The organism is Kribbella sp. NPDC026596 (genome assembly GCF_040638415.1).
Lineage (GTDB): Bacteria > Actinomycetota > Actinomycetes > Propionibacteriales > Kribbellaceae > Kribbella.
The window spans coordinates 1-26503 of the sequence record NZ_JBEZYF010000083.1 but is presented as its reverse complement, the minus strand read 5'-3'; the positions used below and the strand labels follow the sequence as shown (position 1 = coordinate 26503).

Annotated in this window: 25 protein-coding genes; 9 read left to right on the top strand and 16 right to left on the bottom strand. The window is 68.5% G+C overall.

Annotation, left to right across the window (positions count from 1 at the left end; genetic code table 11):
* Nucleotides 1-1195 precede the first annotated feature (1195 nt).
* A complete protein-coding gene (locus tag AB0E63_RS40560; protein ID WP_360378407.1) occupies nucleotides 1196-1828 on the bottom strand; it encodes a LuxR C-terminal-related transcriptional regulator in 633 nt (210 codons plus the stop codon).
* Between the two features lie 97 nt (nucleotides 1829-1925).
* Here AB0E63_RS40560 and AB0E63_RS40555 point away from each other — a divergent pair, with 97 nt between their 5' ends.
* Nucleotides 1926-2405, top strand: a complete 480-nt coding sequence (locus tag AB0E63_RS40555) for a pyridoxamine 5'-phosphate oxidase family protein (protein ID WP_360378405.1) — start codon at nucleotides 1926-1928, stop codon at nucleotides 2403-2405.
* Here the strand turns inward: AB0E63_RS40555 and AB0E63_RS40550 are convergent.
* The 4 genes from AB0E63_RS40550 to AB0E63_RS40535 all read right to left on the bottom strand — a co-directional run bounded on the left by AB0E63_RS40550 (nucleotide 2398) and on the right by AB0E63_RS40535 (nucleotide 6008).
* Entirely contained in the window at nucleotides 2398-3045 is a 648-nt protein-coding gene (locus AB0E63_RS40550) for a hypothetical protein (protein WP_360378403.1), read from the bottom strand. The two genes, AB0E63_RS40555 and AB0E63_RS40550, sit on opposite strands and share 8 nt — an antisense overlap.
* The gene (locus AB0E63_RS40545; RefSeq protein WP_360378400.1) at nucleotides 3045-3854 is read right to left on the bottom strand and encodes an NAD(P)-dependent oxidoreductase; all 810 of its coding nucleotides are present in this window, start codon (nucleotides 3852-3854) and stop codon (nucleotides 3045-3047) included. Before AB0E63_RS40545 ends, AB0E63_RS40550 begins: the two co-directional genes overlap by 1 nt.
* A gap of 394 nt (nucleotides 3855-4248) precedes the next feature.
* Entirely contained in the window at nucleotides 4249-5208 is a 960-nt protein-coding gene (locus tag AB0E63_RS40540; RefSeq protein WP_360378398.1) for an electron transfer flavoprotein subunit alpha/FixB family protein, read from the bottom strand.
* A gap of 14 nt (nucleotides 5209-5222) precedes the next feature.
* Nucleotides 5223-6008 carry an electron transfer flavoprotein subunit beta/FixA family protein gene (locus tag AB0E63_RS40535; protein WP_360378395.1) on the bottom strand — a complete coding sequence of 262 codons (786 nt, stop codon included), beginning with the start codon at nucleotides 6006-6008 and terminating at the stop codon, nucleotides 5223-5225.
* Between the two features lie 129 nt (nucleotides 6009-6137).
* Between AB0E63_RS40535 and AB0E63_RS40530 the strand changes: the two genes are divergently transcribed.
* Nucleotides 6138-6890: a class I SAM-dependent methyltransferase gene (locus tag AB0E63_RS40530; RefSeq protein ID WP_360378391.1), complete on the top strand. Its 753-nt coding sequence runs from the start codon at nucleotides 6138-6140 to the stop codon at nucleotides 6888-6890.
* Here AB0E63_RS40530 and AB0E63_RS40525 read toward each other — a convergent pair.
* The 6 genes from AB0E63_RS40525 to AB0E63_RS40500 form a co-directional block, all read right to left on the bottom strand.
* Entirely contained in the window at nucleotides 6865-7905 is a 1041-nt protein-coding gene (locus tag AB0E63_RS40525) for a hypothetical protein (protein ID WP_360378389.1), read from the bottom strand. The genes AB0E63_RS40530 and AB0E63_RS40525 overlap by 26 nt on opposite strands.
* Nucleotides 7898-8773 (bottom strand): acyltransferase, encoded by an 876-nt coding sequence (locus AB0E63_RS40520; RefSeq protein ID WP_360378386.1) that lies wholly within the window; start codon nucleotides 8771-8773, stop codon nucleotides 7898-7900. Before AB0E63_RS40520 ends, AB0E63_RS40525 begins: the two co-directional genes overlap by 8 nt.
* Nucleotides 8774-8782: 9 nt before the next feature.
* A complete protein-coding gene (locus tag AB0E63_RS40515; RefSeq protein ID WP_360378383.1) occupies nucleotides 8783-9730 on the bottom strand; it encodes a class I SAM-dependent methyltransferase in 948 nt (315 codons plus the stop codon).
* A complete protein-coding gene (locus AB0E63_RS40510) occupies nucleotides 9730-10509 on the bottom strand; it encodes an enoyl-CoA hydratase-related protein (protein ID WP_360378380.1) in 780 nt (259 codons plus the stop codon). The genes AB0E63_RS40515 and AB0E63_RS40510 overlap by 1 nt, the downstream gene beginning before the upstream one ends.
* Before the next feature lie 206 nt (nucleotides 10510-10715).
* The gene (locus AB0E63_RS40505; protein WP_360378378.1) at nucleotides 10716-11759 is read right to left on the bottom strand and encodes a Gfo/Idh/MocA family oxidoreductase; all 1044 of its coding nucleotides are present in this window, start codon (nucleotides 11757-11759) and stop codon (nucleotides 10716-10718) included.
* On the bottom strand, nucleotides 11756-12778 hold the full coding sequence (locus AB0E63_RS40500; RefSeq protein ID WP_360378375.1) for a Gfo/Idh/MocA family oxidoreductase: 1023 nt from the start codon (nucleotides 12776-12778) through the stop codon (nucleotides 11756-11758). The genes AB0E63_RS40505 and AB0E63_RS40500 overlap by 4 nt, the downstream gene beginning before the upstream one ends.
* Nucleotides 12779-12925: 147 nt before the next feature.
* Between AB0E63_RS40500 and glgX the strand changes: the two genes are divergently transcribed.
* Nucleotides 12926-15022: a glycogen debranching protein GlgX gene (gene glgX, locus AB0E63_RS40495; protein WP_360378372.1), complete on the top strand. Its 2097-nt coding sequence runs from the start codon at nucleotides 12926-12928 to the stop codon at nucleotides 15020-15022.
* Here the strand turns inward: glgX and AB0E63_RS40490 are convergent.
* Nucleotides 15019-19302, bottom strand: coding sequence for a BTAD domain-containing putative transcriptional regulator (locus AB0E63_RS40490; RefSeq protein WP_360378370.1), 4284 nt, complete (start codon nucleotides 19300-19302; stop codon nucleotides 15019-15021). The two genes, glgX and AB0E63_RS40490, sit on opposite strands and share 4 nt — an antisense overlap.
* 201 nt (nucleotides 19303-19503) lie before the next feature.
* On the opposite strand from AB0E63_RS40490, the gene AB0E63_RS40485 reads away from it, so the two are divergent.
* On the top strand, nucleotides 19504-19797 hold the full coding sequence (locus AB0E63_RS40485; protein ID WP_360378367.1) for a hypothetical protein: 294 nt from the start codon (nucleotides 19504-19506) through the stop codon (nucleotides 19795-19797).
* Between the two features lie 124 nt (nucleotides 19798-19921).
* Nucleotides 19922-20695 (top strand): SGNH/GDSL hydrolase family protein, encoded by a 774-nt coding sequence (locus AB0E63_RS40480; protein ID WP_360378364.1) that lies wholly within the window; start codon nucleotides 19922-19924, stop codon nucleotides 20693-20695.
* Here the strand turns inward: AB0E63_RS40480 and AB0E63_RS40475 are convergent.
* From AB0E63_RS40475 to AB0E63_RS40465, 3 genes are read right to left on the bottom strand one after another with little or no spacing between them, the layout of a single operon-like run.
* On the bottom strand, nucleotides 20682-21134 hold the full coding sequence (locus AB0E63_RS40475; protein ID WP_360378361.1) for a hypothetical protein: 453 nt from the start codon (nucleotides 21132-21134) through the stop codon (nucleotides 20682-20684). The two genes, AB0E63_RS40480 and AB0E63_RS40475, sit on opposite strands and share 14 nt — an antisense overlap.
* Nucleotides 21131-21628 (bottom strand): sigma-70 family RNA polymerase sigma factor, encoded by a 498-nt coding sequence (locus AB0E63_RS40470; RefSeq protein ID WP_360378358.1) that lies wholly within the window; start codon nucleotides 21626-21628, stop codon nucleotides 21131-21133. The genes AB0E63_RS40475 and AB0E63_RS40470 overlap by 4 nt, the downstream gene beginning before the upstream one ends.
* Nucleotides 21625-22935 carry an alpha/beta fold hydrolase gene (locus AB0E63_RS40465; RefSeq protein ID WP_360378356.1) on the bottom strand — a complete coding sequence of 437 codons (1311 nt, stop codon included), beginning with the start codon at nucleotides 22933-22935 and terminating at the stop codon, nucleotides 21625-21627. Before AB0E63_RS40465 ends, AB0E63_RS40470 begins: the two co-directional genes overlap by 4 nt.
* Nucleotides 22936-23053: 118 nt before the next feature.
* Here AB0E63_RS40465 and AB0E63_RS40460 point away from each other — a divergent pair, with 118 nt between their 5' ends.
* The 4 genes from AB0E63_RS40460 to AB0E63_RS40445 are packed head-to-tail and all read left to right on the top strand — an operon-like array spanning nucleotide 23054 to nucleotide 25578.
* A complete protein-coding gene (locus AB0E63_RS40460; RefSeq protein ID WP_360378354.1) occupies nucleotides 23054-23464 on the top strand; it encodes a MarR family transcriptional regulator in 411 nt (136 codons plus the stop codon).
* Entirely contained in the window at nucleotides 23461-23847 is a 387-nt protein-coding gene (locus AB0E63_RS40455; protein WP_360378351.1) for a hypothetical protein, read from the top strand. The genes AB0E63_RS40460 and AB0E63_RS40455 overlap by 4 nt, the downstream gene beginning before the upstream one ends.
* Before the next feature lie 40 nt (nucleotides 23848-23887).
* Nucleotides 23888-24712, top strand: a complete 825-nt coding sequence (locus tag AB0E63_RS40450) for a MerR family transcriptional regulator (protein WP_360378348.1) — start codon at nucleotides 23888-23890, stop codon at nucleotides 24710-24712.
* Complete coding sequence (locus tag AB0E63_RS40445) at nucleotides 24712-25578, top strand: transglutaminase-like domain-containing protein (protein ID WP_360378345.1); 867 nt, start codon at nucleotides 24712-24714, stop codon at nucleotides 25576-25578. Before AB0E63_RS40450 ends, AB0E63_RS40445 begins: the two co-directional genes overlap by 1 nt.
* 6 nt (nucleotides 25579-25584) lie before the next feature.
* Here AB0E63_RS40445 and AB0E63_RS40440 read toward each other — a convergent pair whose 3' ends face one another.
* On the bottom strand, nucleotides 25585-26454 hold the full coding sequence (locus AB0E63_RS40440) for an alpha/beta hydrolase (RefSeq protein WP_360378342.1): 870 nt from the start codon (nucleotides 26452-26454) through the stop codon (nucleotides 25585-25587).
* Between the last annotated feature and the right edge of the window lie 49 nt (nucleotides 26455-26503).

The window sequence follows — 26503 nt, the reverse complement described above, 5'->3', positions numbered from 1 at the left end:
CACCCCGCAGCGCGCCAGCCGGTCCACATCACGTCGGCCGCCCGCACTGCCTCGTCGAGCAGTCCGCTGAGGGCGAAGGCGCGGACCTTCCGCGGAGCGGTGATGAACGGATGGCCGTGCGTCGGGTCGTCGGTGAGCCGGGCCAGGCGGACCGCCTCGGTCAGCTCACCGACGGCAACGGCTGTGGTGGAGGCGACGTGGAAGGCGTCGACGATCTCCGCGACCGCCCGGGGGTCATGCTCGGGCAGCTCGGCTGCCAAGGCCATCCGCTCCTCGGCTGCCCGGCGGGCGTCGTTGAAGCGCAGAGCACCGGCGACGGCGGTGCTGTACGCATCCAATGCGTTCATGATCGCCAGCGGATCCCCGGACTGCCGTGCCGCTGCGACGGCGTCCTCAGCGGGCTGGATCTCGCCACGTTGCAGCCAGGCTCGGCCGATGCGAACCGACACCGTGTCGGCGTCCGCCGCGAGCAGGCTGGCTCCGCGGTCAGCCGGCAGGGGTGGTTCGACCTCGTAGCGGTTCAGGATCATGACCGCCTGGGCCTGGGCCTCCTGCTGGAGCTCATGGTTGTTCTCCGCCGCGGCACGGTCCGCCGCACGCAACATGAGGTGGTAGGACTCCGTGCCGTCCGCAACGACCAGGGCCGCGTCGGATGCGTCGCGCAGATCGTCATACAGCTCGGCAGCATCGGCTGCGTGTGCGGCGGCGGTGAGGTAGTGGTCGTGCGCTTCGACGAACCGCTTCCGGGCGAACGTCAGATGAGCCAGTCTGCGCGCCAACCGGCGTACGTCTGGGTTCGGGCGGCTGATGGCAGCACGCAGGTCCGATGTGACCTGGTCGAACTCGGACTGCCAGTCATCACCGTCTTCCAGCCGGGCCTCCAGGTCCGCAGCCGTGCTGTCGGCCCAGGCCAGATGCAGTACGGCGACCTCGTCGTACTCACCGGATCGGTCGAGCGCGTCCAGCGCGAAGACGCGGACCGTCTCCAGCATGCGCCACCTGCTCGTACCGGCCTGCTGGCCGCGGTACAGCAGGCTCTTGTCGGTCAGCCGACCCAGGAGGTCGCTCAGCTCGGCTGTCGTGCTGCCGGGCGTCACACCGGTCGCAGCAGCGAGGTCGAACCCACCGACGAACACTCCGAGCCGCCGGAACAGCTTGCGCTCGTCGTCGTCCAGCAGGTCGTAGCTCCAGCCGATCACCTGCGCCAGCGAGTGATGCCGTTCGTTCGGCCCTCGCCCGCCGGCCAGCAGCCGCAAGCGGTCATCGAGCGCCGCCAGCAAGCCATCCGGTCCCAGCGAGCCTGCTCGCGCGGCCGCCAGCTCAATCGCCAGCGGTACGCCGTCCAGCTCGGCACACACCTTCTCCGCGAGGAGCCCGTCGTCAGCCAACTCCGGTGCGACCAGTGCGGCGCGGTCACGGAACAGCCGCTCTGCCTCAGTACCGGAGCCAGATCGACGACGGCACCGCCGTACGGGTGGTTGTCTCCGACCTCTGCCGCGACGCGCAGTGCCAGCCGGGTCTTGCCGACGCCACCGGGGCCGAGCAGGCTCACCAGGCGGTTGCTCGCGAGCGCTACGAGCAGTTGGCTGCGGTCCTGCTCGCGACCGACGAAGCTCGTGTTGGGGCCGGTTGGTGTGCTGAACCCCTGTGTGGTGGTGACTCCGGCGAGTTTGGTCAGTTCGTGGCGGTCTGCGACGCCGTACTTGCGCAGTAGTGCGGAGACATGGCTCTCGACCGTGCGGATGCTGATGTGCAACTGCCGAGCGATCTGCGCGTTGGACCGGTCGCCGGCCAGCGCGGCCAGGACCTCGGCCTCCCGCGCGGACACTCCTTCGGACCAGCCATCCGCCCATCATGCCGTTTCAGTGGTGCTTCAGTGGTCGCCACGGAGGACTTTCCGTACCGCCGGACCGCACTGTGGTGTGATGACACAGGAGATCCTCGACCAGCGCGCAGCCGCGGTCATCGAAGCGAACAAGTACATGACCTTGGGGACGGTCGACGCCGACGGCCTCCCGTGGGTCACTCCGCTCTACTTCACCCCGGACGGCCACGCCGACTTCTACTGGGCGTCGTCGCCGGAAGCCCTGCATTCGAAGAACATCGCGACGACCTCGGACGTGAGCATCGCGATCTTCGACTCGAGCGTCCGCATCGGCGGCGCCTCAGCCGTCTACTTCCGAGCCAGGGCATCGCTGGTCCCCGACGAGGAACTCGAAGCCTGCGCCACCCTCTACACCTCCCGCTACCCCGAGCTCCGCGCGTACGGCGTCGACGAACTCCGCTCCCCCGCCGACCTCCGCCTCTACCGAGCCCACGCCGCCGCCCACTGGCTCCTCGTCCGCGGCAGCGACCCCGACTACGGCACGGGGATCGACTCCCGCCGCCCGGTCTGGGCTAGCTGAGGTTGCGGACCCGCTCGGTCCAAGCGTGGTTGGGGTGCAGGTGCTCGATCATGTCGGCGAGCCAGGTGCGGCGATCCGGGGTGAGAAGTGGGAGTGCGGCGGCGAGGTCGCGCTCGTCCTTCGGGCGCGTCTGCCTCGCCTTGTACGCGAGGGCGAATTCCGGATTGAGGTAGCGGATGCCGTCCGCGACCCAGGTGATGTCTTCGAGGGCGAAGTCGAGGGTGGGATCGCGGCGGAAGATCCAGCGGCCGTCGCGGTCGGGGTTGGGTTGGAGGTCGAACTCCCACGAGGCCAGCGCATGCCGGCGCAGCCAGATCTGCGGGGCGTCTTCCGGCTGCTCCGGACGTTCGTCGGTCAGCGGTTGCAGTCGGCCGCCCGCGTTGGACCACAGGTCGTAGCGGTCCTTGAGGTGGAGCCGCAGCTTCTCGATGTCGCGGCGCCAGAGGGATACGTCGACGTCTTCGTGCTCCCGGCGTACGCCGGTGAACGCTTCGATCGCCCACCCGCCGTTGATCCACCAGTCGCCGTCGTACCCGTCCATCAGCCGGCGAGCGTCCGCCGGCGTCGACACCGTCCACGGTCCGTACAAGCGCTGGAACTTGAGGTCTTCCGGGTTGAGACCTTCCGGATACCCGTGCATCAGTCCCTCCAACGGCTGTGGTGGGTCCAGCCGATCACCTCGGCAGCACGGCTGGAGTCGAAGAGCGACGTCGTACCTGACAGGTCGCCGTGGACCACCGTGTCCGGTGAGTAGCGGGCCACGAGCTCGGCGGTCGGCTGGTGCATCCCGGTGTCTTCGGCCGCGATGACGAGTGCCTCGTAGCGTTCGGCGGCTAGTCTGGGGTTGAGCGACAGGACGCACGCGCGGGCGGCTTCGGCGAGGTCGACGTACCCCCAGAGGTTGCGGCGGTTGTCCTCGGGTGCGGCTTCGGCGATGTACCGGCGTACCTCATCGGGGGCGAGGATCCAGTGGAAGCGCAGCGCGGTGACCTGCATGCCGCGACGCGCGTACATCTGTCCCATGCGCTCGAGGATGTCCTTCGTCAGCGCATACGGATCGACGTACCGCAGCGCGGTCTCCTCATCGATCGGCACGTCCGGTACGCCGATCTCCTCCGGCGACCACGCGGTCCCGTAAATCGACCCGCTCGACGCAAGCACAGCAGTCCGAATCCCCTGCTCCCATGCCTCTTCCAGCGCATTGAACGTCGTGATCGCATTCGCCTCGAGCAGCCGCACCGGCTCGATATTCTCCGGACTAGCGATCCCAGCACAATGCACGACCGCATCCACCCCCTCAAGCGACCGCGCGACCGCCCCGCGATCTCTCAAATCAACAGCCCCCGTCCCCACCACATCAGCCTCAACCACGACATGCCCGTCAGCCACCAACTGCCGACAGACCTCACTCCCCAACTTCCCCTTGGCCCCACTAACCCAAATCCGCACCCGCCGATGCTAGCCACGCAACCAGCTCTCCCCCAGCCACCAAGCCCGCGCTGAACCGAACCCCCGCCGACCGACTCGTGGAGAACGGCTGACGAAGTCCCCGGTGCATGCGGCCGAGTCGTGAACGACGGCTGATGAACCTCGGCGTGTTGCTACCCGAATCCACGACTCGCGGCCGACCCACCGGCTCGGGGAGGTGCTGGGCTCGGCCTGTACCCGGGGTGAGGTGGGTGGGGAGTGGGTAAGCGGACGGGCCGAGTGATCGGGCCGACCGAGCTGGGACGGACCGAGCTGAGTGGGGCGGGGCCTGAGGGGTGGCTCCGGAGGCTTGCCAGGTGGGGTTGTTGGAACCCCACCTGGTTTGTCGGGACGCCCGGGGTTCGGGCGAGTGGGGTTAAGACTTGCGGTTGGTTACGTCTTGGGTGGCGGTGGGGAGGACCTTGTGGAGGTCTCCTACTACGCCGAAGTCGACCAGTTCGAAGATGGGGGCTTCTGCGTCCTTGTTGATGGCGACGATGGTCTTCGAGGTTTGCATGCCGGCTCGGTGCTGGATGGCGCCGGAGATGCCGGCCGCGACGTAGAGCTGCGGGGAGACGGTCTTGCCGGTCTGGCCTACCTGGTAGGCGTGCGGGTACCACCCCGAGTCGACGGCGGCGCGGGAGGCGCCGACGGCTGCGCCAAGGGAGTCGGCGAAGGCTTCGATCGGGCCGAAGTCGCCGCCGGTGCCACGGCCGCCGGAGACGATGATCGCGGCCTCGGTGAGCTCGGGGCGGCCGGTCGCCTCACGCGGCTTGGAGTCCGTGATGCGCGCGGTCTTCGCGGCGTCGGAGATCGACACGTCGAACTCCTCCACCTCCGGCGACGTCTCCGCGGCCTCGGGGGTGGCGGCGTTCGGCTTGACGGTGATGATCGGCGTGCCATGGGTGACCTTGGCCTGGACAGTGAAGTTGCCCGCGAACACGGATTGAGTCGTGACCGGGCTGCTGTTGTCATCAGCCTGCACGTCGACGGCGTCCGTGATCAGGCCGGAGTCGAGCTTGACCGCCAGCCGGGCGGCGATCTCCTTGCCCTCGGCGTTCGACGAGATCAGGATCGCGGACGGCTCGATCTTCGCCGCGACCTGCTGCAGCGCCTCGGCCTTCGGAGCCACCAGGTACTGCGCCAGGTCCGGGTTGGTCAGCGCGATCACCTTGGTAGCGCCGTACTGACCCAGCGCCGGGAGCGCGTCCTGCACGCCGTCGCCGATGTAGACGGCGACCGGCTCGCCGAGCCGGCGCGCGATGGTGAGGAGCTCCGCGGTGGTCTTGCGGACCGTGCCGCCGGTGTGGTCAACGAGAACCAGAACGTTCGACATGAACTGATCGCCCCTCAGAGGAACTTGTTGGTGGACAGGAACTCGACGAGCTGGGCAGCACCGCTACCGTCCTCGTCGGTGACGATCGTGCCGGCGCTGCGCGGCGGACGAGCGGTCACCTCGACCACCTCGGTCCACGCGCTCGCGCCACCCACCTGGTCGGCGGAGATCTCGAGGTCGGCCAGCGACCAGGTCTCGACCGGCTTCTTCTTGGCCGCCATGATCCCCTTGAACGACGGGTACCGCGGCTCGTTGGCCTGGTCGGACACCGACAGCACCAGCGGCAGCGTGCCCTCGATCGTCTCGCTCGCGGTGTCGCCGTCGCGGCGGATCCGGACGGTCTGCCCGTCGACGGTCACCTCCGAGCCCAGCGTCACGGCCGGCAGGCCGAGCCGCTCCGACACCATCGCCGGCACGACCCCCATCCCGCCGTCGGTCGAACCCATCCCGAACACGACCAGATCCGCTTCCAACCGCGCCAGCGCCTTCGACAGGATCAGCGAGGTCGCGACCGCGTCCGAACCATGGATCGCGTCGTCGAGAACGTGGACACCGGCGTCGGCGCCCATCTGCAGACCCTTCTTCACCGCGTCCGCAGCCTGCTCCGGACCGACGGTCAGCACCGTCACCACAGTGTCAGCGTCCCCCTCTTTGACGGTCAGAGCGGTCTCGACGGCGTACTCATCCAGCTCGGACAGCAGCCCGTCGACACCGGCACGGTCCACCGTGTTGTCCTCCGAGCGGAAGCGACGGTCCGCGGTGGCATCCGGCACGAATTTCGCGCAGACGACGATCTTCATAGCGTGTAGGACCCCTTCTGGTTAACGGTCTCTCCCAGCCTGCCACGGATGTTACTCACGGGAAACATAAGCCACGTGCGAGTCCCATCACAGTCCGGCCGAGCACGAGGCAGCACTAGGCTGACTCAGGTGACCGAGACGTTACCGCTTACCGGGGAGAGAACGGCGCCTGGGATCTGGCACGAGAACTACTGGTTCGCGCGCCACGACGCCGCCTATCGCTGGATCACGGCGAATCTGGCGATCATGCGGACCGGGCGGGTCCTCGACGCCGGCTGCGGCGAGGGCTACGGCGCGGAGCTGATCCGCCTGGCGGGGGCGGACTCCGTGACCGGTCTCGACTATGAAGATACGACGTTGCGCCACGTCAGCCGGGCTTATCCACAGATCAACCTGGTGCGGGGCAATCTCGTCCAGACCGGCTTCGCCGATCACTCCTTCGACGTCGTCACCTCGCTACAGACGATCGAGCACCTCTGGGAGCAGCCCAGGTTCGTCTTCGAGTGCGCGCGCATCCTCCGGCGGCACGGCACGCTGATCCTGAGTACGCCGAACCGACTGACCTTCCCGAGCGGGAACTGGTACCACACCCGCGAACTGACCGCTGCCGAGTTCGTCGAGTTGGTCGAACCGGCGTTCGACATCACGCACGCGCTCGGTCTTCACCACGGCAAGCGCCTGCGGACTTGGGAGGCGCAGTACGGCTCGGCCGTGACTGCTCAACTGGCGGCCGAGCATGACGAGTGGGACAAGAACCTGGCCGGGCTCGTACGAAGCACGACGTACGCCGATTTCGAGATCCGTCCAGACCGTGGTGGCCTGGACGAATCTCTCGACCTCATCCTCGTCGCGAGACCTAAGGACGCACGATGCGCTCGATGATCTTGCCGGCGATCAGGTAGACCAGCGCCGCGATCCCCCAGTTCACCAGCAGGGTGTTCTTCGCGGTCTCGAGCCGGAACAGGTCCTTGAACGGCCCGACCAGGTCGTGCCCGCGCTCCAGGATCCAGCGCACGATCTCGTTGCTCTGGTTGGTCTGGTCGAGCGCGGTGAACAGCGCGCCGAGCGCCAGTACGGCGGCCGCCAGCACCGCGATCAGCCAGATCAGCGAGGCGATCAGGTTGCGCACCTTCCGCACACCCGAACCCACCGAGGTCAGCGCCTGCTTGCCCTTGCCCGAGCCCGCGGCAGCCGCGCCCTTCGCAGGTTTGTTGCCTGCGGCCCCAGTCCGGACCCCCGCGGTCACCGCCGGCGTCGCCGCCGGATCCTTGCCCACAGCACCCTTCGCGGCGCCCGTCGCGGCAGCGGCATCCTGCGCGGTGCCTGGTGCGGCAACCTCCGAGCCGGCCGCACCGCTACCGGCCGGGGTCTCGGCCGCAGCCTTCTCCCGGGCCCGCTGTTCCGCGACGATCTCCGCCGCCGTCTTCGGCCGCGCGGTCCTCGTCGCAGTCGCCGTCCCCACAGTGGCCGGCGTCTCCGCGCCGGCCTCCGGGGCCCCGCCGGCCTTGTCGGCTTCGGCGGCCGTCGCCTTCTCGTCCTGCGTACCCACGTCGTCCATCTCCTCAGCCGGGGTCGGTTCCTCGTCCGTCACCGGGGCCGGAGCCGGCGGTCTCCTCCGCCGGCTGACCGGGACCGGGCGCGGCGACAACCTGCGCCGGGCGCCCGGGATCGGGGCCGGTGCCGCTGTCCTGCCGTCCACTGCCTGCACCTCTGGGTCCAACCTACGATTCACGCCCACATCCGGATCATTCGTTTGATGCACTGGTTCCAACGTAGCGCTCCCCGGCTCCGACACGATCGGGTCCGGGTCGACCGCGCGGGCCCTCGCCTGCGTGATCGAACCGTCGGCCGCGGCCTGGTCGAGCAGGGACCGGTCGAGACCGGTCTGGTCAGCCACGCTGCGTCTCCTCTCCGACGGTCAGCCGGTCGTGGGCGTCCAACCGGTCGTGCGGGCCATAGTGCCCGACTGGTGAGTAACTTGAGAACCCCTCATCGTTCTCTTTTTCACCATCTGCTTCTACCTCATCACTCCCGGCTTCCTCCGGTCCGACGCTCCGCTCAGGGGCAGCCGCTTTCTCGGGAGCCGGCTCGCCGGTGTGCAGGCGGGCAGTGGTGCGGTCGTAGGCCTCGGCCAGGCCGGCCAGGTAGGCGCGCCGGGTGGCGTCGGCCGCGTAGCGGGTGGCGCGGTCGGCGACGACCACGGCCGGCACGCCGGCGGCGATCGTGTACGCCGGAATGTTGCCACGGGCAACGCTGTTGGCGCCGATCACCACGCCGCGGCCGATGTCGGCGCCGCGCGTCACGGTCACCTTCGTGGCCAGCCAGCAGTCCGGCCCGATCCGGACCGGCGACTTCACCAGGCCCTGGTCCTTGATCGGCAGGTCGAGGTCCTCGGTCTTGTGGTCGAAGTCGCAGATGTAGGTCCAGTCCGCGATCAGCGTGGACGCACCGATCTCGATGTCCAGGTAGCAGTTCACCGTGACATCGCGGGCGAACACCACCTTGTCGCCGATCCGCAGCGTCCCCTCGTGCGCGCGCAGCCGGGTCTCGTCACCGAGATGGACCCACTTGCCGAGCACGATCCGGCCGTGACCGGGCCGCGCCACGATCTCCAGGTGCTTGCCCAGGAAGACGAATCCCTCGGTGATCACGTGGGGGTGGCGCAGCTTGAACCAGGCGAATCGCCAGTAACGCTTGAGGTAGTACGGCGTCCACGCTCGATGGCGCACCACCCAGCCCAGATTCGCCGCGGTCAGTAACCGCATCAGAACACCCTACTGCGCGACACCCGTGATCGAGACGTTGTAGTACAGCTCATCAGGTACGACGACCGACAGCATCTTGTCCACCTTCGACAGCTGCAACCACGACTTGTACGCGAACATCCGCCACCCGAACCCGAGCTTCTGCTCCGGTACTGCGGCCTCGAACGTCCGGATCGGCCAGCCGACCCACGCCGCCAACAGCTCCTCGGTGACAGTCCGTACGTCGACCGCCCCCGCGCGACCGGCCACCCGGGCCAGCGTGTCCGGATCGAACGTGTGCAGGTCGACCACCGCTTCCAGAGCGGCCGCCCGGGAGGATTCGTCCAGTTCCTCCTGCGAACGACGCCACTCGGTCAGCGCCGGCAACTTGGTCACGTTCGTCGTCGCCCACCAGGTGAACCGGGACAACCGTCGCGCCACGTAGTCGCCGTACCGCGTGGGTTCGCCGCAGATCACGAAGCGGCCGCCCGGCTTGAGGACGCGGAGCATCTCGCGGAAGGCGAGCTCGACGTCCGGGATGTGGTGGATCACGGCGTGCCCGAAGACGAGGTCGAAGGTGTCGTCGTCGTACGGCAGCTTCTCCGCGTCCGCGACCCGGCCCTCGACCGCGAAGCCGAGCGTGGCGGCGTTCTTCTTCGCCGCCTCGACCATGCCGGGCGAGAGGTCGGTGACATGCGCCTCGTCGAGCACTCCGGCCAGCTTGAGGTTCAACGTGAAGAAGCCGGTGCCGGCGCCGATCTCCAGCGACTTGCCGTAGGGCCAACCCGTCGACCCGGCGATCGCGGTGAAGCGGTCGCGGGCGTAGGTGACGCAGCGTTCGTCGTACGAGATCGACCACTTCTCGTCGTACGTCGAGGCCTCCCAGTCGTGGTACAGGACCTGGGCGAGCTTGTTGTCGTTCCAGGCCGCCTCGACCTCTTCGGCGGTGGCTGCTGGCTTCTCAGCGGAGGTGGTCATCAATTTCCCTTGAACTCGGCCTTGCCCGGGCCGCTCTCGACGAAGGACTTCATCCCGATCGCACGGTCCTCGGTGGCGAACAGCGCGGCGAACTGCTGCCGCTCGATCTCCAGCCCGGTCTGCAGATCCACGCCCAGGCCGGAGTCGATGGCCTCCTTGGCGGCCCGCAGCGCCAGCGCGGCACCGCGGGAGAACTGCGAGGCCCACGCGACCGCCGCCGAGTAGACATCAGCGGCCGGCACGACCTTGTCGACCAGACCGATCGCGAGCGATTCGGCGGCGTCGACGAAACGGCCGGTGTAGATCAGGTCCTTGGCCTTGGACGCCCCAACGAGCCGGGACAGCCGCTGGGTGCCGCCGGCGCCCGGGATGATGCCGAGCAGGATCTCCGGCTGGCCGAGCTTGGCGTCCTCGGCGGCGATCCGGTAGTCGGCGCACAGGGCCAGCTCGCAGCCACCGCCGAGCGCGTACCCGGTGATGGCGGCAACGGTCGGCTTCGGGATCGCGGCGATCGCGGACAGGGAGGACTGCAGCGGGCCGGAGCGCTTGACCATGTCGGCGTACGACATGTCGGCCATCTCCTTGATGTCCGCACCGGCCGCGAACACCTTCTCGCCGCCGTAGATCACCACCGCACGGACCTCGTCCGACGCGGTCGCCTCGAGGGCGGCGGCCCGGATCTCCTCCTGCACCTGAACATTCAGGGCGTTCATCTTCGGCCGATCCAGCCGAATCGTGCCGACACCGTCGCTCACGGTGAGGTTCACGAACTCGCCCATGCCTGGCTCCTCCACTCGTCGGGACTACCCGTGGGTCACATCAGATCGGCACGGTACCGGACGAGTGGAGGATCCGGCTCAGCAGGCGTCGGTGTAGGTCACTCCGAGCCGCTCCAGCAACGGCCGCAGACGATCAGCACGTCGCCGGGCTCACATACCCGAGGCTGAAGCGGTGCCGGTCGCCACTGGGGCGACCGGCACGCTGATCAGATTTCTACGGGCTGACCCGAGACTGCGGACCGGCGGGCGGCGTCGACGATGCGCAGTGTGCGCAGGCCGACTCCACCGTCCGGCTGCGGTACGACGGCGGGCGTCGTACCGGCCTTTGCCGGGCCGGACTCCCGGACCGCGGCCAGGAATGTGGCGAGCAGCGACTCGTCCAGGTTGCCGCCGATCCCCAGGAAGACCTCACCGGACGCATCCGTGCCGCCGACGTGCGGCAGGAACGGCTCGATCTCCACCGACCCGTTGGTCCCTGTGACCTGCAATGAGACGCCACCCCAGGTCGGACCGTTGTCCGGAACGCTCCACGAGCAGTCGATGGTCGCCAGCAGCCCGTTGTCGTAGTTGACCGTCACCAGCCCACCGGTCTCCACAGCGACACCCTTGTCCTGGTGCAGCACGTGGTTGGCCGCGGCGTACACGCGCGTCGCCGACGCACCGCCGGTCAGACCGTCGATCAGGTCGGCACAGTGCACGGTGTGGTCGACGAGCGCTCCCCCACCGGCCTGCTTCGGGTCCGTGAACCACTGCCGCTGGTCGTACGGGATCTTCCCGTTGTTCGTCCCCAGTACGGCGAACACGTCACCGAGGCGGCCTGCCTCGACCATGGCGCGCAGCCGCAGGTACGACGGCGCGAAGCGGACCGGGTACGCGATCATCAGGATCGATCCGGCGGCCTCACAGGCAGCCAGCATGGCCTCGCCGTCCTCGACCTCTGTCGCCAGCGGCTTCTCGCACAGCACGTGCGCACCGACTGAGGCCGCACGCTCGACCAGTGCGCGGTGGCCGGCGTTCTCCGACGTCACGACGACGGCATCCGGTCCCCAGGCGAACAGTTCGTCGTACGAGTCGACGTACGGGATGCCGATCTGCTCGGCAAAGGCAGCACCCCGCGGACCGGAGTCGGGCGCGGACGCACCGTCGGGATCGGCGGACAGCACCTCGACGTCCGGCATCGAGCCGAGCAGGTAGGCGTAACCTGCCGCGTGAGTGTGAGCGAACGAAGCGATCGCAACCTTCAGGCTCATGCCACGGCTCCCGTCTGGACGAACGTCTTCATGTCGACAGCGCGGCCGGACTCCATCGAGGCGCGCGCAGCTTCGGCCAGATAGACGGCGGTCGCGCCGTCCAGACCGAGCACCCGCGGCTCCGGTCCACCGCGCAGGCCGATCGCCAGCTCACGGAGCTGGGTCAGGTACGGACTCTCCCCCAGCGTCGACTCCGGGATCAGCAGGTCGCCGCCGGCCCCACCGTCCTGCAGCTCCTCACTGAAGCCCAGGTCACTGTTGGACGTGTACTTCAGTACGCCGGTCGACCCCGCCACCTGGAACCCGGACTGGAACGTCGTACCCGTCGCGCCCCACGTCGCACGGCAGTGGCTGATCGCCCCGGTGTCATGGGTGAGCGTCACGTGTGCCGCCACGTTGACCGGGCTGATGCCGTCCACGGTCGGCGGGTTCTGTACGGCGTACACGCTGGTAACCTCGCCACACAGCCACCGGGCCTGGTCGAGGTCGTGGACCATCAGGTCCATGATCACGCCGCCGGAGCGGGCCACATCGCGGTACCACCCGGCACCGGCCGGCGACGACGCCTGCCGGAAGAACCGCGCCACCGCCACGTCGCCGATCCGCCCCGCCTGGATCGCGTCGTACGCCGCCTTGTACGCCGGGAAGTACCGGACCACGTGGGCCGGGTAGAGCCGGACGCCGGCGGCCTGCGCGGCGTCGATGACCTCGTGCGAGTCGGCCGCCGTCAACGTCAGCGGCTTCTCGCAGATCACGTTCTTGCCCGCCTTGATCGCGGCCAGCGCGATCTCCTTGTGCGTCGGCGACGGCGTGACGATGTCGACGAACTCGGCCTCGGCCAGGCAGCCCTCGAGTGACGCCGTGACCTCCAGCCCGTACTGCTCAGCGAGCTCGTCCGCACCCTCCAGCGAGTGCACCAGCACCCGCGCTCCGAGTGCCTTCCACGCGGCGACGTGGACGTGGGCGATGTTGCCCGCGCCGATCAGACCGACGGTCAGACCGGCCAACTGTTCCGACATGTGATCCCCTACTCGGCGTCTGCCGAAGTCCGGAAAATTAGTAACGGTCCTTGCGTATCACTGCGCACAGGCGTTCGCAACTACCGTCTCATGAACATAACCACCTCCGTTATCGATAACCCACCTCTGACTGTGCAGAATGTGCCGGTGACCGAAGCGACCGCCGCCCCGAGTGCTCTCGGCCAGACTCCCGACATCGAACCGCGCCTGGGCGCAGTGGTCCAGACCGACGGGACGACGTTCACGCTCTGGGCCCCGGCGGCGGAGCGGGTCGAGCTGGCCCTGGTTGCCGACGACGGCAGCCAGCGGAACCTGGATCTGGCCCATACCGGTGAGTTCTGGACCGGTTTCGTCCCCGGCGTCGGAGCCGGCCAGCGGTACGGCTACCGCGTGCACGGTCCGTTCGATCCGTCCCACGGACTCCGCTTCAACCCGTCCAAGCTCCTGCTCGACCCGTACGCGCGAGCCGTCGACGGCTCGCTGGACTTCTCCAGTCCGCTGATCTACGACTCCTCGGACGGCGACTCGGCCGGTCACGTCCCGGTCGGCGTCGTGGTCGCCGACACCGAACCACCTCCGCCGATCAGTAAGCCGGTGCACTGGGGTGAGACGGTCATCTACGAGTTGCACACCAAGGGCTTCACCAAGCGGCATCCCGACGTACCGGAGCACCAGCGCGGGACGTACGCCGGTCTCGCGCATCCGTCCGTGATCAACTATCTGACCGAGCTCGGCGTGACGTCGGTCGAGTTGTTGCCGATCCACCACTTCCTGACCGAGCCCGCGATCGCGGCCCGCGGCCTGCCGAACTACTGGGGGTACAACACCCTCGGCTTCTTCGCGCCGCACGCGCCGTACTCGTCTTCCGGCGCGCGCGGTGAGCAGGTGGCCGAGTTCAAGGCGATGGTCGCCGCGTTCCATGCCGCGGGCATCGAAGTGATCCTTGACGTGGTCTACAACCACACCGCCGAGGGCGGGTTCGACGGGCCGACGCTGAGCTTCCGCGGCATCGACAACCGCGCGTACTACCGGCTCGCGCACGGCGCCGCGATGTACGACGTCACCGGCACGGGCAACTCGGTCGACACCTCGCACCCCCAGGTCCGCCGGCTGGTGATGGACTCGCTGCGGTACTGGGTGGAGGAGATGGGCGTCGACGGGTTCCGGTTCGACCTGGCCGTGACCCTGGTCCGCAACGAGCGGCACGAGGTGGACATCCCCGACCACCCCTTCCTCGCCGAGGTCGCCGCCGATCCGGTGCTGGGCCGGGTCAAGCTGATCGCCGAGCCGTGGGACGTCGGCCCGTTCGGCTACCAGGTCGGCAACTTCGGTACGCCGTGGTCGGAGTGGAACGGGAAGTTCCGCGACAGTGTCCGCGACGTCTGGCGGAACACCTCGGACGGTGTGAAGGACCTCGCCTACCGACTGTCCGGTTCCAGCGACCTGTACGGCGACGACGGGCGCTACCCCTATGCGTCGATCAACTTCCTCACCGCGCACGACGGGTTCACCCTGCGGGACCTAGTGAGCTACGACCACAAGCACAACGAGGCGAACCACGAGGACAACCGGGACGGCACCGACGACAACCGGTCCTGGAACTGCGGATTCGAGGGCGAGACCGACGACCGGCGCGTCACCACGTTGCGCAAACGCCAGATGGCGAATCTGATGTCCACGCTGATCCTGTCCACCGGCGTACCGATGCTCACCGCCGGCGACGAGTGCGGGCGCACGCAACACGGCAACAACAACGCCTACTGCCAGGACAGCGAGCTCTCCTGGTTCGACTGGACCCTGCCTGGTGTTTGGTCCGACCACCTCGACCTCACCAAGAAGCTGATCGCCCTCCGCGCCGCGCACCCCGTCCTCCGCCAGTGGCACTACTTCTCCGGCGGCCCCGTCGTACCCGGTGGTCGCAAAGACCTCTCCTGGATCGCACCTCACGGCGGCGAGATGACCGACGCCGACTGGTACGACGGCAACCTCCGAACCATCGGCATGTTCCTGGCCGGCGACGCCCTCCGCGCCACCGACGCCCAAGGCAACGCCCTCACCGACAACTCCTTCTTACTAGCCCTGAACGCCACCCCGGAAACCCGCCAGGTAGTAGTCCCCGACGCCTCCTGGGCCCCCGCCTACGAAGTGGTCCTGGACACCAGCAACAGCATGGTCACCGAAGTAGAAGCCAACGCCACAGTCCCCCTAGCCCCCCGGTGCCTGGTCCTCCTCCGCGCCCTCTAGCAGGTCTTCACGTAGGGCCGATCACCGAAGTTCTCCCGCCACTCCGCCTCAGTCAGGTCCCGCCCCGCCATCCGGCAGGCGGTCTCGATGGCGTGCTCCAGTCGGGTGTCCCAGTGATAGACGCCGTCGTCGTACGCGGCGATCGCAACGGTGTGGCCGTCAGACAGGAAGTCTGCGCTGACCACTGTCTGGTGCGGCGTGGTGATCAGACCGAGCAGCGCAGCGGTCTTGCCGTCGAAGAGCGCCACGCTGCCGTCGGCACCAGACGAGACCAGAAGCGAACTGTCCGGCGAGAACGCGATGCCGTTGGTAAGGCCTTGGTGGACAAGCTGCGGTGCCGCGACGTCCTTGCCGGTGGCGGGATCCACGATCAAAACATGTCCCTTCTTGCTGCCGACTGCCACCCGTGTCCCGTCCGGCGCGAACGCGACAATGCTGGGCCTTCCCATCGGGAGGCTGCCGTGCCGGAGCACCCGGCCCGCCACCAGATCAACCAACGCCCAGTGGTCGGAGGGCACGCTCAGCTCGTAACCAAGGTCGCGGCCCCCGATCATCACGAAGACGGAACGGTTGTCCGGGCTGGCCGTCAGCCACGCGATAGGACCATCGACCTGAACCGGCTTGCTCAACTGGCGGAGCGTAGCCGCATCTAGCAGCACAGCACGACCGGACTTGTCACCGACGACCAATCTGCTGCCGTCGAGTCCGCTGTAGTCGAGGTCCGCAACCGGACTGCCCGACACCGTTCCGCTCGTAACTATGCGACCGGTCCGGGCATCCAGAACGGAGACCTCACCATCCGCGTTGCCAACCGCGAACTTGTCTCCACTGGGATGCCAGCTACCGCAACTCTCCGTCCCAGGGGCGACGCGGTCCTTGTCGAAGGGCACGGTTTTCCGGGTAGTGGTGTTGACAAAATCTCCGCTTGGTGGGCTGGGGTTGAGATGAGTCGCGGCGAGCACGAGGTCTCGGTAGTAGATCCTGCCACCGGGAGCAATGACGCGGCACCCCGATCTCTCCCCGGGCGGGTCCAGTACCTGGGTCACGTACCGCCGGTGCCCGGTCAGGTCCCAGCTCCGCAGCGCAGCGTCTCCGGCAGAGGTGTAGAGCATGTCGTCCTTCGGGCTGAAGGCCGCGGTCAGCGTGTCGCTTTCCTGGATCAGCATGTCCTCCACCGACACTCCAGCCGTAGCGTCCCAGACGATGACCCGATGATCGATTCCCGTTGTCACCACTGACTTGCCGTCATGGGAGAAGCGGGCGTTGATGAGAGCGCTCGTATGCCCGACCAGATGCCGCAGAGACGCGCCAGTCGAGGTGTCGACCAGCAGGACATCCTTGTAGTCCGGACCCGCGGTGTCCCTGGCCTCATCCGCCAGCGCCAGCGTCCTCCCGTCCGGAGCGACGTCGGCCTCGCCGAAGACGAGCTTCGTCTTCGACCACAGTTGTTTGCCTGTGGCAACATCGTACGCCGCCGCCGGTTTGCTGGTGTAGATCCGGTCGCCGGCTGGGCTGAGTACGACGTCCTGAACGAAGGCGGCCCGCAGCGGAAAGACTCGCCGCACGGACGGCGGTCGGCCCGGGCTGATGTCCCAGACGAAGATCGCGCCGCTACTGAAGTCCTCCGTCGCGCCATCGCCGTAGTACAGGATCATGGCGACGAGTGAGCGACCGTCGCGGCTGTAGCCGAGATGCGTCGCGCGGGCGGGTGTCTTGGTGAAGCCCGGCAGCCGGCGTCCGGTCGGCTGCAGTGTCGTGGGGTCGAGCAACCGCGCCGGCTCGGTGGTCGGGGGCGGCATGCCGACGGCGAGTTCGCTGCCGGCTGGGCTGAGAGCGATCGGGTCGAGGCCGTCGAGATGCTCTGCGCCACCGGACAGATTCGGAGGCCGGTGCGCAGCGAGCAACTCGCCGGTGGCCAAATCGTAGCTCAGGACCGCGTTGTTCGCGGCGGAGATGAAGGCGCGCCCGTCCGCGCTCACCTCAAGACCATAGGAGTCCAGCCGCTGGGTCTCGAACGAGCGGATCAAATGCGGGTGGTTGGCCATGGCGGCGAGGAGGTTCGCCCGCGACTCGGGTGACGTGTTCATCCGGACCGCGGCGACAGCGAGAAGCAGTGAGGTGTCGATGTCGCTCTGTACGACGGCCTTCGCGCCGGCCCGGCCGGCCGCGGCGATCGTCGCGGACTGTTCCGCCGCGGCGGCCTGGCGGTCGGCTCGCCTTGCCTGGCCGGCCGCCAGGAAGCCGGCGATCAAGGCGCCGACGAGCAGGACGGCGGCCATGCCGAGCGCGGCGCGGAGTCGCCGGTTGATCCTGGCTTCGTGCCTGGCCCGGTTCTCGGCCGCACGGAGTTCTGCGTCTGCCAGCTGTTTGCTCGCGGTGAGGAAGTCTTGTTCGGTCGCGGTCAGGTCGGGGGACGCCTGGTCGCGCCACTGCAGTGCTTTTGCGAGGCGAACGCCTCGGTAGAGCTCGCTGTCTGGGCGGTTCAGGGAGTCCCAGGAGTCGGCCACCTGGGTCAGGTGGTGGAGGATCTGCTGGCCTTCGAGGTCGTCGTCGAGCCAGCCGCGGAGTCGGGGCCAGGCTCGGGCGAGGGCCTCGTGCGCGAGTTCGACGACGCCGTCGTCGCTGGTGACGAGGCGCGCACTGATCAGCAGGTCGATGAGCTGATCCGACTCGGGGCCGGTGATCACCGATCGCCGCGGCAGCCGGCTGCGCACGGGCTGACCATCGGGGCCGGGCGTGACGAGGCGCAAGAGCAACGCCTTCAGCATCGGCCGTTGCTCCGGGGTGAGCTGCGCGTACACCTGCTCCGCCGACTGCGCCACTGCGCCCTGGATGCCACCCGACGCGCGGTATCCGGCGACCGTCAGTGTGCGGCCTTCCCGGCGTTGCCAGGTCTCCGCGAGGACGTGAGACATCAGCGGCAGCGCCCCAGGCTGACCCGCAACCTCGCCGATGAGCAGGTCGACCAGCCCGGGCTCGACGACCAGAGCGGCCAGCCGAGCGGGTTCGGTGATCGCCGACCGGAGCTCGGATTCGGACATGCCGGTGAGCAGGTGCAGGCCCTCCTCCACGACATGGGCGAACTCCGGGTGCGACGACAGATCGGCGAACCGATCGGCCCGGAACGACAGCACGAGCGGGGCCTCGGCGGCGTGATCTGTCAGCCGTGCGAGGAACGCCGTACGTTCGGCGACGTCCTGACAGAGCGAGAAGGCCTCCTCGCACTGATCGACGACCAGGGTGGGCAGTGACCGGGCGCCGGGCAGTGCGCCGGCCAGGGCTGCCATCGGATGGAGCCCGGGCGTGATGGTCACGACCCGTCGGCCGTCCCGCTGCAGGGACGCCGCGACACCCGCCCGAACCAGCGAGGATTTGCCACAGCCGGACGGGCCGACGACGGCGAGGATCGAGGTGTCGGACAGCTTCCGCAACCCCGTGGCAACCTCTGCCTCGCGGCCGAAGAACAGGTCGGCGTCCTCGAGGTCGTACGGCTTCAGGCCCTGGTACGGACACGTGGCGCTCGGTTCCGGTAGCGCGACCGGTCCGGCCAGCGCCTGTTCCTGGCGCAGGATCGCTTGCTCGAGCTTCTCGATCTCCGGGCTGGGGTCGAGACCGAGCTCACGGCTCAGCACGCCACGGAGGCGCCGAAGGGTCTCCAAGGCATCACCCTGGCGGCCGGCCTGGTACTGCGCTGTCGCAAGCAAGGCCCATCTGCGCTCGCGAAGGGGCGCCTCCGCCACCATCGCCTGGGCCGTGCCGAGCACGCTGTCGTGACCACCTGCTCGCAGCCTCGCGTCGACGTACAACTCCTCCGCGATCCTCCGCAGCTCGTCCAGCCGGGCGATCTCTATCCGGGCCGGATCCCAGCCCGCTACCTCGTCGAACGGGCGGCCTCGCCACAGCGTCAGTACGTCGGCCAGCACCGCCGCCGCCCGTTCCGCGTCACCGGCGGTCAGCAGAGAGCCGGCCCGCTCGATCCCGTGCTCGAACCGCCGGCTGTCGATCTCGCCGTGCGTAACAGCGAGCCGGTACCCGGCCGGTGAGGTCTCGATCGCGTGACCACCCAGCACTCTGCGCAGCCGGACCACGCAGCCTTGGACCACCTTGGCCTCCGAGGCGGGCGGCTGGTCGCCCCACAGGGCATCGGCGAGTGCCCCAGCACTTACAACCTCTCCCGGATGCACCGCCAGTGCTGCCAGGACGACGCGTTCGCGCCGTGCGAGGTTCTTCCGCCCCCCATCCCCGTCGACTGTGAGCGGGCCGAGTACGGCGATACCCACCCTTCGACTGTCCGACGGATCCCGGTACCGGTCAAGACATCTGATACCGCACTGATACCGGCCGCAGCGGCAGCGGTACCGCCCAGCGGGACAACGGTGCCTACACCTCGAGGCGCACCCGGATCGCCGGTCATGGCGAACCCCGCCCCGGGAGGAGAGGAAGCGATGTTCACCACCGCAGTAGGCACCAGGAAGCATTCCATGACCAGCCGGTTCGCCCGGCTGGCCGCGGGGACGGCAGTCAGCGTCGCCCTCATGACAACCGCCGCGCCGGCAATGGCGCAATTTGCGCCCGAGCCCCGTGGTGGATCCGTCGAGCGACCGCTGGATACACCGCCCCCGCCCCCGCCCGCGGCCGCGCAGCCGGAACCCGCCGTTGACGTGAGCTCAGCCGCGCTGGGAGCCCTGGGCGGCATCGCGCTGGGTGGCGTAGGTCTGGGGATCGCGCTCGGGATCCAGCGCCGCCGCGACCACTCCACGGCGCATCCGGCCTGACCGCCGGCGCCGACCGGAGCCCGTCCATCGGGTCCCGGTCGGCGTCGTTCGCGCACTCTGCTGGGTCGTTAACCTTCCTGCAGTACATTCACTGGTCACCGTCTGTTCATGTCTGGGGGGACCGATGTTTTTGCTGCGCCGTGGGGTGCGTGAGCGGACGACGCCGATCGGTGCGCTGCATCACGCGATCATGCGATGGGGTGAGGCCGAGCGCACAAGCTCGCGTCTGGCCCTCCAGCGCTGGGTGGACGGGGTGGCGTACGTCGACGTTCAGGCGCGGACATATGCGGACTACTGGACGCGGCAGAACGAGCAATCGCTGGCCGCCGACGGTCCGCTGTGGGTCGTCCTCGGTGACTCGACCGCGCAGGGGTTGGGTGCGTCGACTCCACTGAACGGGTACGTCGGTCAAGTGCTGAACGCGCTGCGCCGTAAGGGCACCCCTTGGCGGGTGCTCAATCTGTCCCGGTCCGGTGCGCAGACCCGGCACGTGCTCGACGACCAGCTCCCCTTGCTCGACGGACTGACGCCGGCGCTGGTGACGTGCGGGATCGGTAACAACGACATTCTCGGTACGCCGCCCAGGCGGTTCCGGGATCACCTTCGTCAGGTGATCGAGCGGTTGCCGTCCTCGTCGGTGGTGATGGATCTGACGGTGCCCGATCGCTTCTGGCGGATCGGTGGGGTGGCCAGTCCGTATGTTGCGGGGATCAACCAGCTGATCAGCACCACCGCGACTGCGCGCGGTCTCTCGGTGGCTGAGGTGTCGCGGCATGCGCGGCCGCCGTGGCGGGGGATGCTGGCGCCGGATAGTTTTCATCCGAACAACCTCGGCTACCGCCGGCACGCCGACGCTCTGCTCGCCGCCTTGCCGGCGTCAGTCCTCAAGCCGGCATAAGGCGCTCGAGGCGATCCATCGTCTTGGTGCTCTCGGGCCGGACCCGCACGGGGACGATCGCAGCCCGGCCCGGCACCCGGATCCCGCCGGTCAATGCGACCCGCGTGCCGCCACCCGGCTCGGCCGCCACGGCCATGCCGATGATCAGGAACCGGCTCTGCAACCAGCACCACCCCGGCCGGAACTGACCCTCCAACCGCGCCAGCTGCCCTCGCCTGCCCCGCGCCAACACCACGACCCGATCGCCGTGCCGCTCGAGCAGCGTCGCCGACACCAGGTCCGCCTGGATCGTGGCGAACGCATCCAGGTCGGCCAGCAGTTCCTTCACCCGCTCGACCGGCGCGGCAAGCACCCGCTCCGTGACGGCCGCACCTGGCACACCCGCGGCCAGTGCGCGGAATCGCTCGACGTCGGTCAGCTCGACGCTCGGCCAGTTCATGATCCCCACGCCTTCCGAAAACTCGCCCGGGCCCGATGCAGCCGGGACTTCGCCGTACCTGTCGGCACTTCCAGCACCGCGGCCGCCGCTTGTTCGTCCATGCCTTCGAGATCCCGCAGTACCAGCACCGCTCGATGCTCCGGCGACAACCTCGCGAGGAGGTCCTGCACGTGGATCGCGAGTTGCGGATCGTCCAGCGCGGGCAGCTCCGCCAGGTCGGCCGGCAGTTGCCGTTGCTGCCGGCGCGCCACCCGGACCGCCTCGCGTACGGCGATCGCGCGGACCCAGCCGAACAGCGCAGCCGGGTTCTCGAGCCTGCGCAGACCACGGAAGACTGCGATCAACGCCTCCTGCGCCGCATCCGGTCCGTCAGCCAACGCGATCGGCCCACAGATCCGACCGACGTACGGCGCCAGTCCGTCGAGGAGCTCGTTCATCGCCAGGGTGTCGCCGCCCTGCGCGGCCCGAACGAGTCGCTCGGGGTCGTCGATCACCGCAGGAAATCCGACAGCAGTGGAGTCACCTGGTCCGCGCAGTCGACAGTGAGCGCGTGGCCACAGCCAGGCAGGATGCGCACCGTTGCGTTGGGCAATAACTTCCCGAATCGAGCGGCCTGCGCGACCGGCAGCACGGTGTCCTGGTCACCCCAGATCACCAGCGTGGGTTGCCGAGTGGACGGCAGCGCGCGCTCGGTGACGCTCCAGTCGAGGCCCCGCTCGAGCGCGTACATAGATCGCACGTTGTCACGATACGTTCCGGGCACCCACAGGCTGTCGACCAGCGTCGACGTGACCAGATCCTTGTGGACGAACATGCCGCGCACCGCGGAGTCAACCATGCTCCGGTTCGCTGCCAGCTTGGCGAGCGCTTCGCCGACCAGCGGCTGCTTGAGGATCTCCCAGCTCCACACATCGCGCTCGTCCAGACCGCTCGGGGCGAGCAGAAGCAGTTTGCTGACCCGGTCCGGGTTCCGCTGGGCGTACGCGAGACCCCAGCCACCACTCCACGAGTTGCCGCCGAGGACGACCTGCCGCAGCTCCAACGCGTCGAGGAACTGACCGAGCGAGGTGGTCATGCCGGCCAGGTCGAAGGTGAACCGGTCGTCGTGCAGCTGGGTCTCACCTTGTCCTGGCAGATCCACGACGTACACGGTGTGGGTCCGGGCCAGGTCGTCGAGCTCGGTGGACCAGGCTGACGCGGGCGCGGCGCCGGGTGAGAGGAGGACGACCGGTGAGCCGGTGCCGCGTTGGAGGTAGTGGATTCGGGCCAGCGGCGTGTCGACGTGCCGGGAGTCGGCTGACGGTGCGGCGCTGGGTTGCACCGTGGGCTGGTAGGCGTAGGCGACAAGGGAGAGCAGTACGACGCCAACTGCAGGCACTGCGACTGTGACTGTCTTGATCCAGCGTGTTCGCAGCAGGCTGAGGTCGGCGAGGCAGAGGGCGATGCAGAGTGGCGTGTAAACGAGCAGATTGAGCCAGTAGAACGCCGTACTGGTCTCTGTGCCGACTCCGCAGGCCCAGACGATGCCCGCTGTTGTCCGTGCCGCCAGTCCCCCGGCTACACCGGCAACCACGAGCCTGCTCACCTTGAGGCGCTCACTGGTCAGCACGGCCGCCGCCAGCATCAGGTGAAGCGCTGCGAGCGGCAGCACGACCCCGGGACTGAACGAGACCGGACCGCCCAGGACCGCGATCGACAGCGTCCGCTCGTCCGGCGCCGGCCAGGTCGCTCCGGTCGCCCAGTACACGTGCACTGCGGCGAGCCCGACATGGACTCCCACAACCAGCCCTCTGACACCCATAACTCCTCCTCAGCAGTACGACATCCCGAAGAGGGCCCCGCTGCCTGGAACGTTCCGCTCGGTGAGGCAGCTCACACATCCGGTGGCGAGATACTACGGATCCGGATAGTCTGGATCCGTGGAAAATGAACTGTTGCTGGTAATGCTGCAGCGGGCGACGCATGTGACGTTGCAGGTGCTGGGGACGGAGTTGGCCGAGCTAGGGCTGAGCGCTTCCGAGCTCAACGTGCTGGCGAATCTGGCCGACGGGCAGGCGCGGACGGTGTCCGAGCTGGGGGTCGCCGCCGGTGTGCGGCCGACGACGTTGACCGGCGTACTCGATCGGCTGGCGCAGAAGGGGCACATCACGCGGGCGGCGCGGCCGGGTGATCGGCGAGCTGTGGAGATCGCCCTGACGGAGGTTGGCATGAAGAGTGCTGGACAAGTGCAGCGAGCTTTCGCTGCCGTGGAAGAACGAGCGCTGGCCGGGATGTCCGAGGGCGCCCTGAACCAGGCTCGGCGGGTGCTCACCGCATTGGCGGCGGTATGAACACCTTCGACGAACTGATGGGCGAGGTGATGGCGACCGGTGAGCGGTTCGGGCATCGGGAGCACGTGCGATTGACGTGGCTCGCCGTACGGCGGTGTGGGACGGCCGGCGCGGTCGCGTTGGTCAGCGACGGCATCCAGCGGACCGCGCGGTATGCGGGGGCACCGCAGAAGTACAACGCCACCGTGAGCAGGGCGTGGGTGGAGCTGACGGCGTACCACATGGCCGAGGAGCCGAACGAGAGCTTCGACGAGCTGGTACGCCGCAACCCGGGGCTCCTGGACAAGCGGCTGCTGACGCGCTTCTACTCGTCGCGCACCTTGGCCTCGCCGGCCGCGCGGACGGGGTGGGTCGAGCCGGATCTGAAGGCCTTCCCGGCCTGATGCTTTACCTTGCCCCTGGGGCAGGGGGTTTGATGGTCGCGTGTTGACGATCAGTGAGTTCGGGCGGCGTACCGGGCTTTCGCACAAGGCGTTGCGGTTGTACGACGTGTCCGGGTTGTTGCCGCCGGCCCAAGTGGATCCCGCCAACGGGTACCGGTTGTACGACGAGGAGCAGCTCGAGCGGGCCAGGCGAATCAGTGTGCTGCGGCAGGTGGACATGCCGCTGACCAAGATCGCCGAGGTACTCGCGGGGTCCGACGAGGAGGCGCTGATCCGGCTGGACCGGTGGTGGGCCGCCGAGGAGGCGACCACCGCGGCCCGTCGGTCGACGCTGCAGTACTTGCGGGACCGGCTGTCCCGGTCGGGAACTCCGGGACTGGCGCCGCGTCCGGTGCTGACTCGCGACGTACCGGAGACCAAGATCGCGGCGATCCGGAGCGACACGGATCAGCAGTCGCTGATCGGTGTGATCGTGTCCTCGACCGACGAGCTCCGCGCGTACCTCGTCTCCGCGGGTGCGACGCTGCCCGGTGAGTCGTGGGTGATCTACCACGGCGCGGTCACGCCGGAGGCCGAGGCGACGGTCGAGGTGTGCGTGCCGTTCGCCGGGTTGGTGGATCCGTCCGGACCGATCGCGATCCGGGTCGAACCGGCGCATCGGGAGGCGTACTGCACGATCACGATGGACGAGTGCGCGTTCCCGCGGATCATGCTCGCGTACGACCTGGTCTTCGACTGGGTCCGCGCGGCTGGACTTCCGGAAGCGGGGCCGCCGCGCGAGGTCTATCTGCCCGACTGTCACCTGATACCGCGCGACCAGCCGGCCGTCGACATCGCTCTGCCCATTCTCGAAAGGAAAGCCTGATGGACTACGCGATTCAGACTCAGTTCAGCGATCCCGGCGTACATGCCGGCCTGTTCGATGCGTTGCCGGGCGACGTCGCCGGGATCGGCGAGGTGGTGCGCAACCTGCTGATCCACTATCGCGGTGGCGGGATCGAGTTCACCGGCGACCGGCTGGCGGAGATCGACCATCGCTGGGTGTCGGCGATGCTGACGACCGACCAGAAACGGAACGGTACGGCGCTCGCCGTACCGCGCGAACCGGTCGACCACGTCGTCGGATGCTGCCGGGACTACACGCTGATGTTCGTCTCGGCCCTGCGGCACAAGGGGATCCCGGCCCGCAGCCGGATCGGGTTCGCGGTGTACTTCGCGTCCGGGTTCAATCACGACCACGTCGTCGCGGAGTACTGGAACGGCGAGCGCTGGGTGATGATCGACCCGCAGCTCGACCCGGCCGGCGATCACCCGTTCAACTCCCTCGACATGCCGCCCGGCCCGTTCCTCTCCGCCGCCGAGGTCTGGCTCGGCGTCCGCGCCGGTGACCTCGACGCCGATCTGTACGGCATCGACCCCGGCTCTCCCGTCCGCGGCGGCTGGTTCATCCGCAACTACGTGCACCTCCAGCTCGCGCACTTGCAGGGTGACGAGCTCCTGCTGTGGGACAACTGGGGTGCGATGTCCGACAGCCTGGACGGCGCCGACGTCGACCTCACTGACCGGATCGCCACCCTGATGGTTGCCTCCGACAACGGAGACGATGCCGCCGGCAAGGAGCTCGCCGAGCTCTACCGCACCGACCCGGCGTTGTCCTTCACCGGCCGCTCCTTCGTCACGTCCCCGGCCGGCGGACCGTTCGCGTGGGTGGATCTGCAGAAGCCCGCGTAGTCGACCTCAGTCGAGCTGGGCGACCAGATCCGCGACGACCCGATCGATGGAGTTCAGCAGGGAGAGGTGGCCCTCCCCCGGTTCGAAGTGGAAGGTGGCTCCCGAGACGTGCTGGGCCAGCCAGTGGCCGTGCGCCTCGGGGACCATCCGGTCCTGGTCGCCCTGCCAGATCGCGACCGGCGTCGCGATCTGATCCAGGCGGAAGCCCCAGTCCTTGACGAAGGCCAGGTCGTCGTCACGCCAGCCGGCGATGCTCTCGGAGACGGCGTGCCGAGCCGACGTGGCGAGCCAGTCCAGGATCGGGCCGGTCATCGCGGCCTTGTCCACCTCGCTGACCAGGTCACCGAAGGCGGCGGCCAAATCCGACGGTGCAGCACCGGCCAGGCCCTTCGCCTCCTCTTCGATCAGCGGCTCGAGCGCTTCCGGTCCTTCGAAGGCGGCACCGAATTCGGCGATGTTCTCCGCGCCCATGCCGGCCACGAAGTCCAGGTCGTCCGCGCCGGCCTGCCCGACTCCGGCGATCGAGGCCGCCGCGACACAACGGCCCGGGAGCAGGGCGGCACACGCCAGCGAATGCGGCCCACCACCGGACAGGCCGATGCTGAGGAACCGGTCGGCGCCGATCGCGTCCAGGAGACCGGTGATATCGGTCGCCACGTCGCCCACCGAGCGCCCCGGGTCCGGTGTCGACGCACCGTATCCAGGCCGGCCGGGGCTGACCAACCGCAGCCCGTACCGTCCAGCCGCCTCAGCCAACGGCCCGAACCGGACTGCGCCACCCGGCGTGCCGTGATGAAACACCAGCGGCATCCCACCCGCCGGCCCTTCAACCAAGTACTCCAACTTGCGCCCACCAGCCAGCTCAGCAATCGCCATGCCCGCAACCCTAAGACCTCACAGCAACTGGGGGCCGCAGACAAGGAAT

Excerpts from the sequence above, each read along its gene's own strand:
- AB0E63_RS40555 (WP_360378405.1), top strand. The coding sequence starts at position 1,926 with ATGACACAGGAGATCCTCGACCAGCGCGCAGCCGCGGTCATCGAAGCG.
- AB0E63_RS40550 (WP_360378403.1), bottom strand. The coding sequence starts at position 3,045 with ATGCACGGGTATCCGGAAGGTCTCAACCCGGAAGACCTCAAGTTCCAG.
- AB0E63_RS40540 (WP_360378398.1), bottom strand. The coding sequence starts at position 5,208 with ATGTCGAACGTTCTGGTTCTCGTTGACCACACCGGCGGCACGGTCCGC.
- AB0E63_RS40535 (WP_360378395.1), bottom strand. The coding sequence starts at position 6,008 with ATGAAGATCGTCGTCTGCGCGAAATTCGTGCCGGATGCCACCGCGGAC.
- AB0E63_RS40520 (WP_360378386.1), bottom strand. The coding sequence starts at position 8,773 with ATGCGGTTACTGACCGCGGCGAATCTGGGCTGGGTGGTGCGCCATCGA.
- AB0E63_RS40515 (WP_360378383.1), bottom strand. The coding sequence starts at position 9,730 with ATGACCACCTCCGCTGAGAAGCCAGCAGCCACCGCCGAAGAGGTCGAG.
- AB0E63_RS40510 (WP_360378380.1), bottom strand. The coding sequence starts at position 10,509 with ATGGGCGAGTTCGTGAACCTCACCGTGAGCGACGGTGTCGGCACGATT.
- AB0E63_RS40505 (WP_360378378.1), bottom strand. The coding sequence starts at position 11,759 with ATGAGCCTGAAGGTTGCGATCGCTTCGTTCGCTCACACTCACGCGGCA.
- AB0E63_RS40500 (WP_360378375.1), bottom strand. The coding sequence starts at position 12,778 with ATGTCGGAACAGTTGGCCGGTCTGACCGTCGGTCTGATCGGCGCGGGC.
- AB0E63_RS40485 (WP_360378367.1), top strand. The coding sequence starts at position 19,504 with ATGACCAGCCGGTTCGCCCGGCTGGCCGCGGGGACGGCAGTCAGCGTC.
- AB0E63_RS40480 (WP_360378364.1), top strand. The coding sequence starts at position 19,922 with ATGTTTTTGCTGCGCCGTGGGGTGCGTGAGCGGACGACGCCGATCGGT.
- AB0E63_RS40475 (WP_360378361.1), bottom strand. The coding sequence starts at position 21,134 with ATGAACTGGCCGAGCGTCGAGCTGACCGACGTCGAGCGATTCCGCGCA.
- AB0E63_RS40465 (WP_360378356.1), bottom strand. The coding sequence starts at position 22,935 with ATGGGTGTCAGAGGGCTGGTTGTGGGAGTCCATGTCGGGCTCGCCGCA.
- AB0E63_RS40455 (WP_360378351.1), top strand. The coding sequence starts at position 23,461 with ATGAACACCTTCGACGAACTGATGGGCGAGGTGATGGCGACCGGTGAG.
- AB0E63_RS40445 (WP_360378345.1), top strand. The coding sequence starts at position 24,712 with ATGGACTACGCGATTCAGACTCAGTTCAGCGATCCCGGCGTACATGCC.
- AB0E63_RS40440 (WP_360378342.1), bottom strand. The coding sequence starts at position 26,454 with ATGGCGATTGCTGAGCTGGCTGGTGGGCGCAAGTTGGAGTACTTGGTT.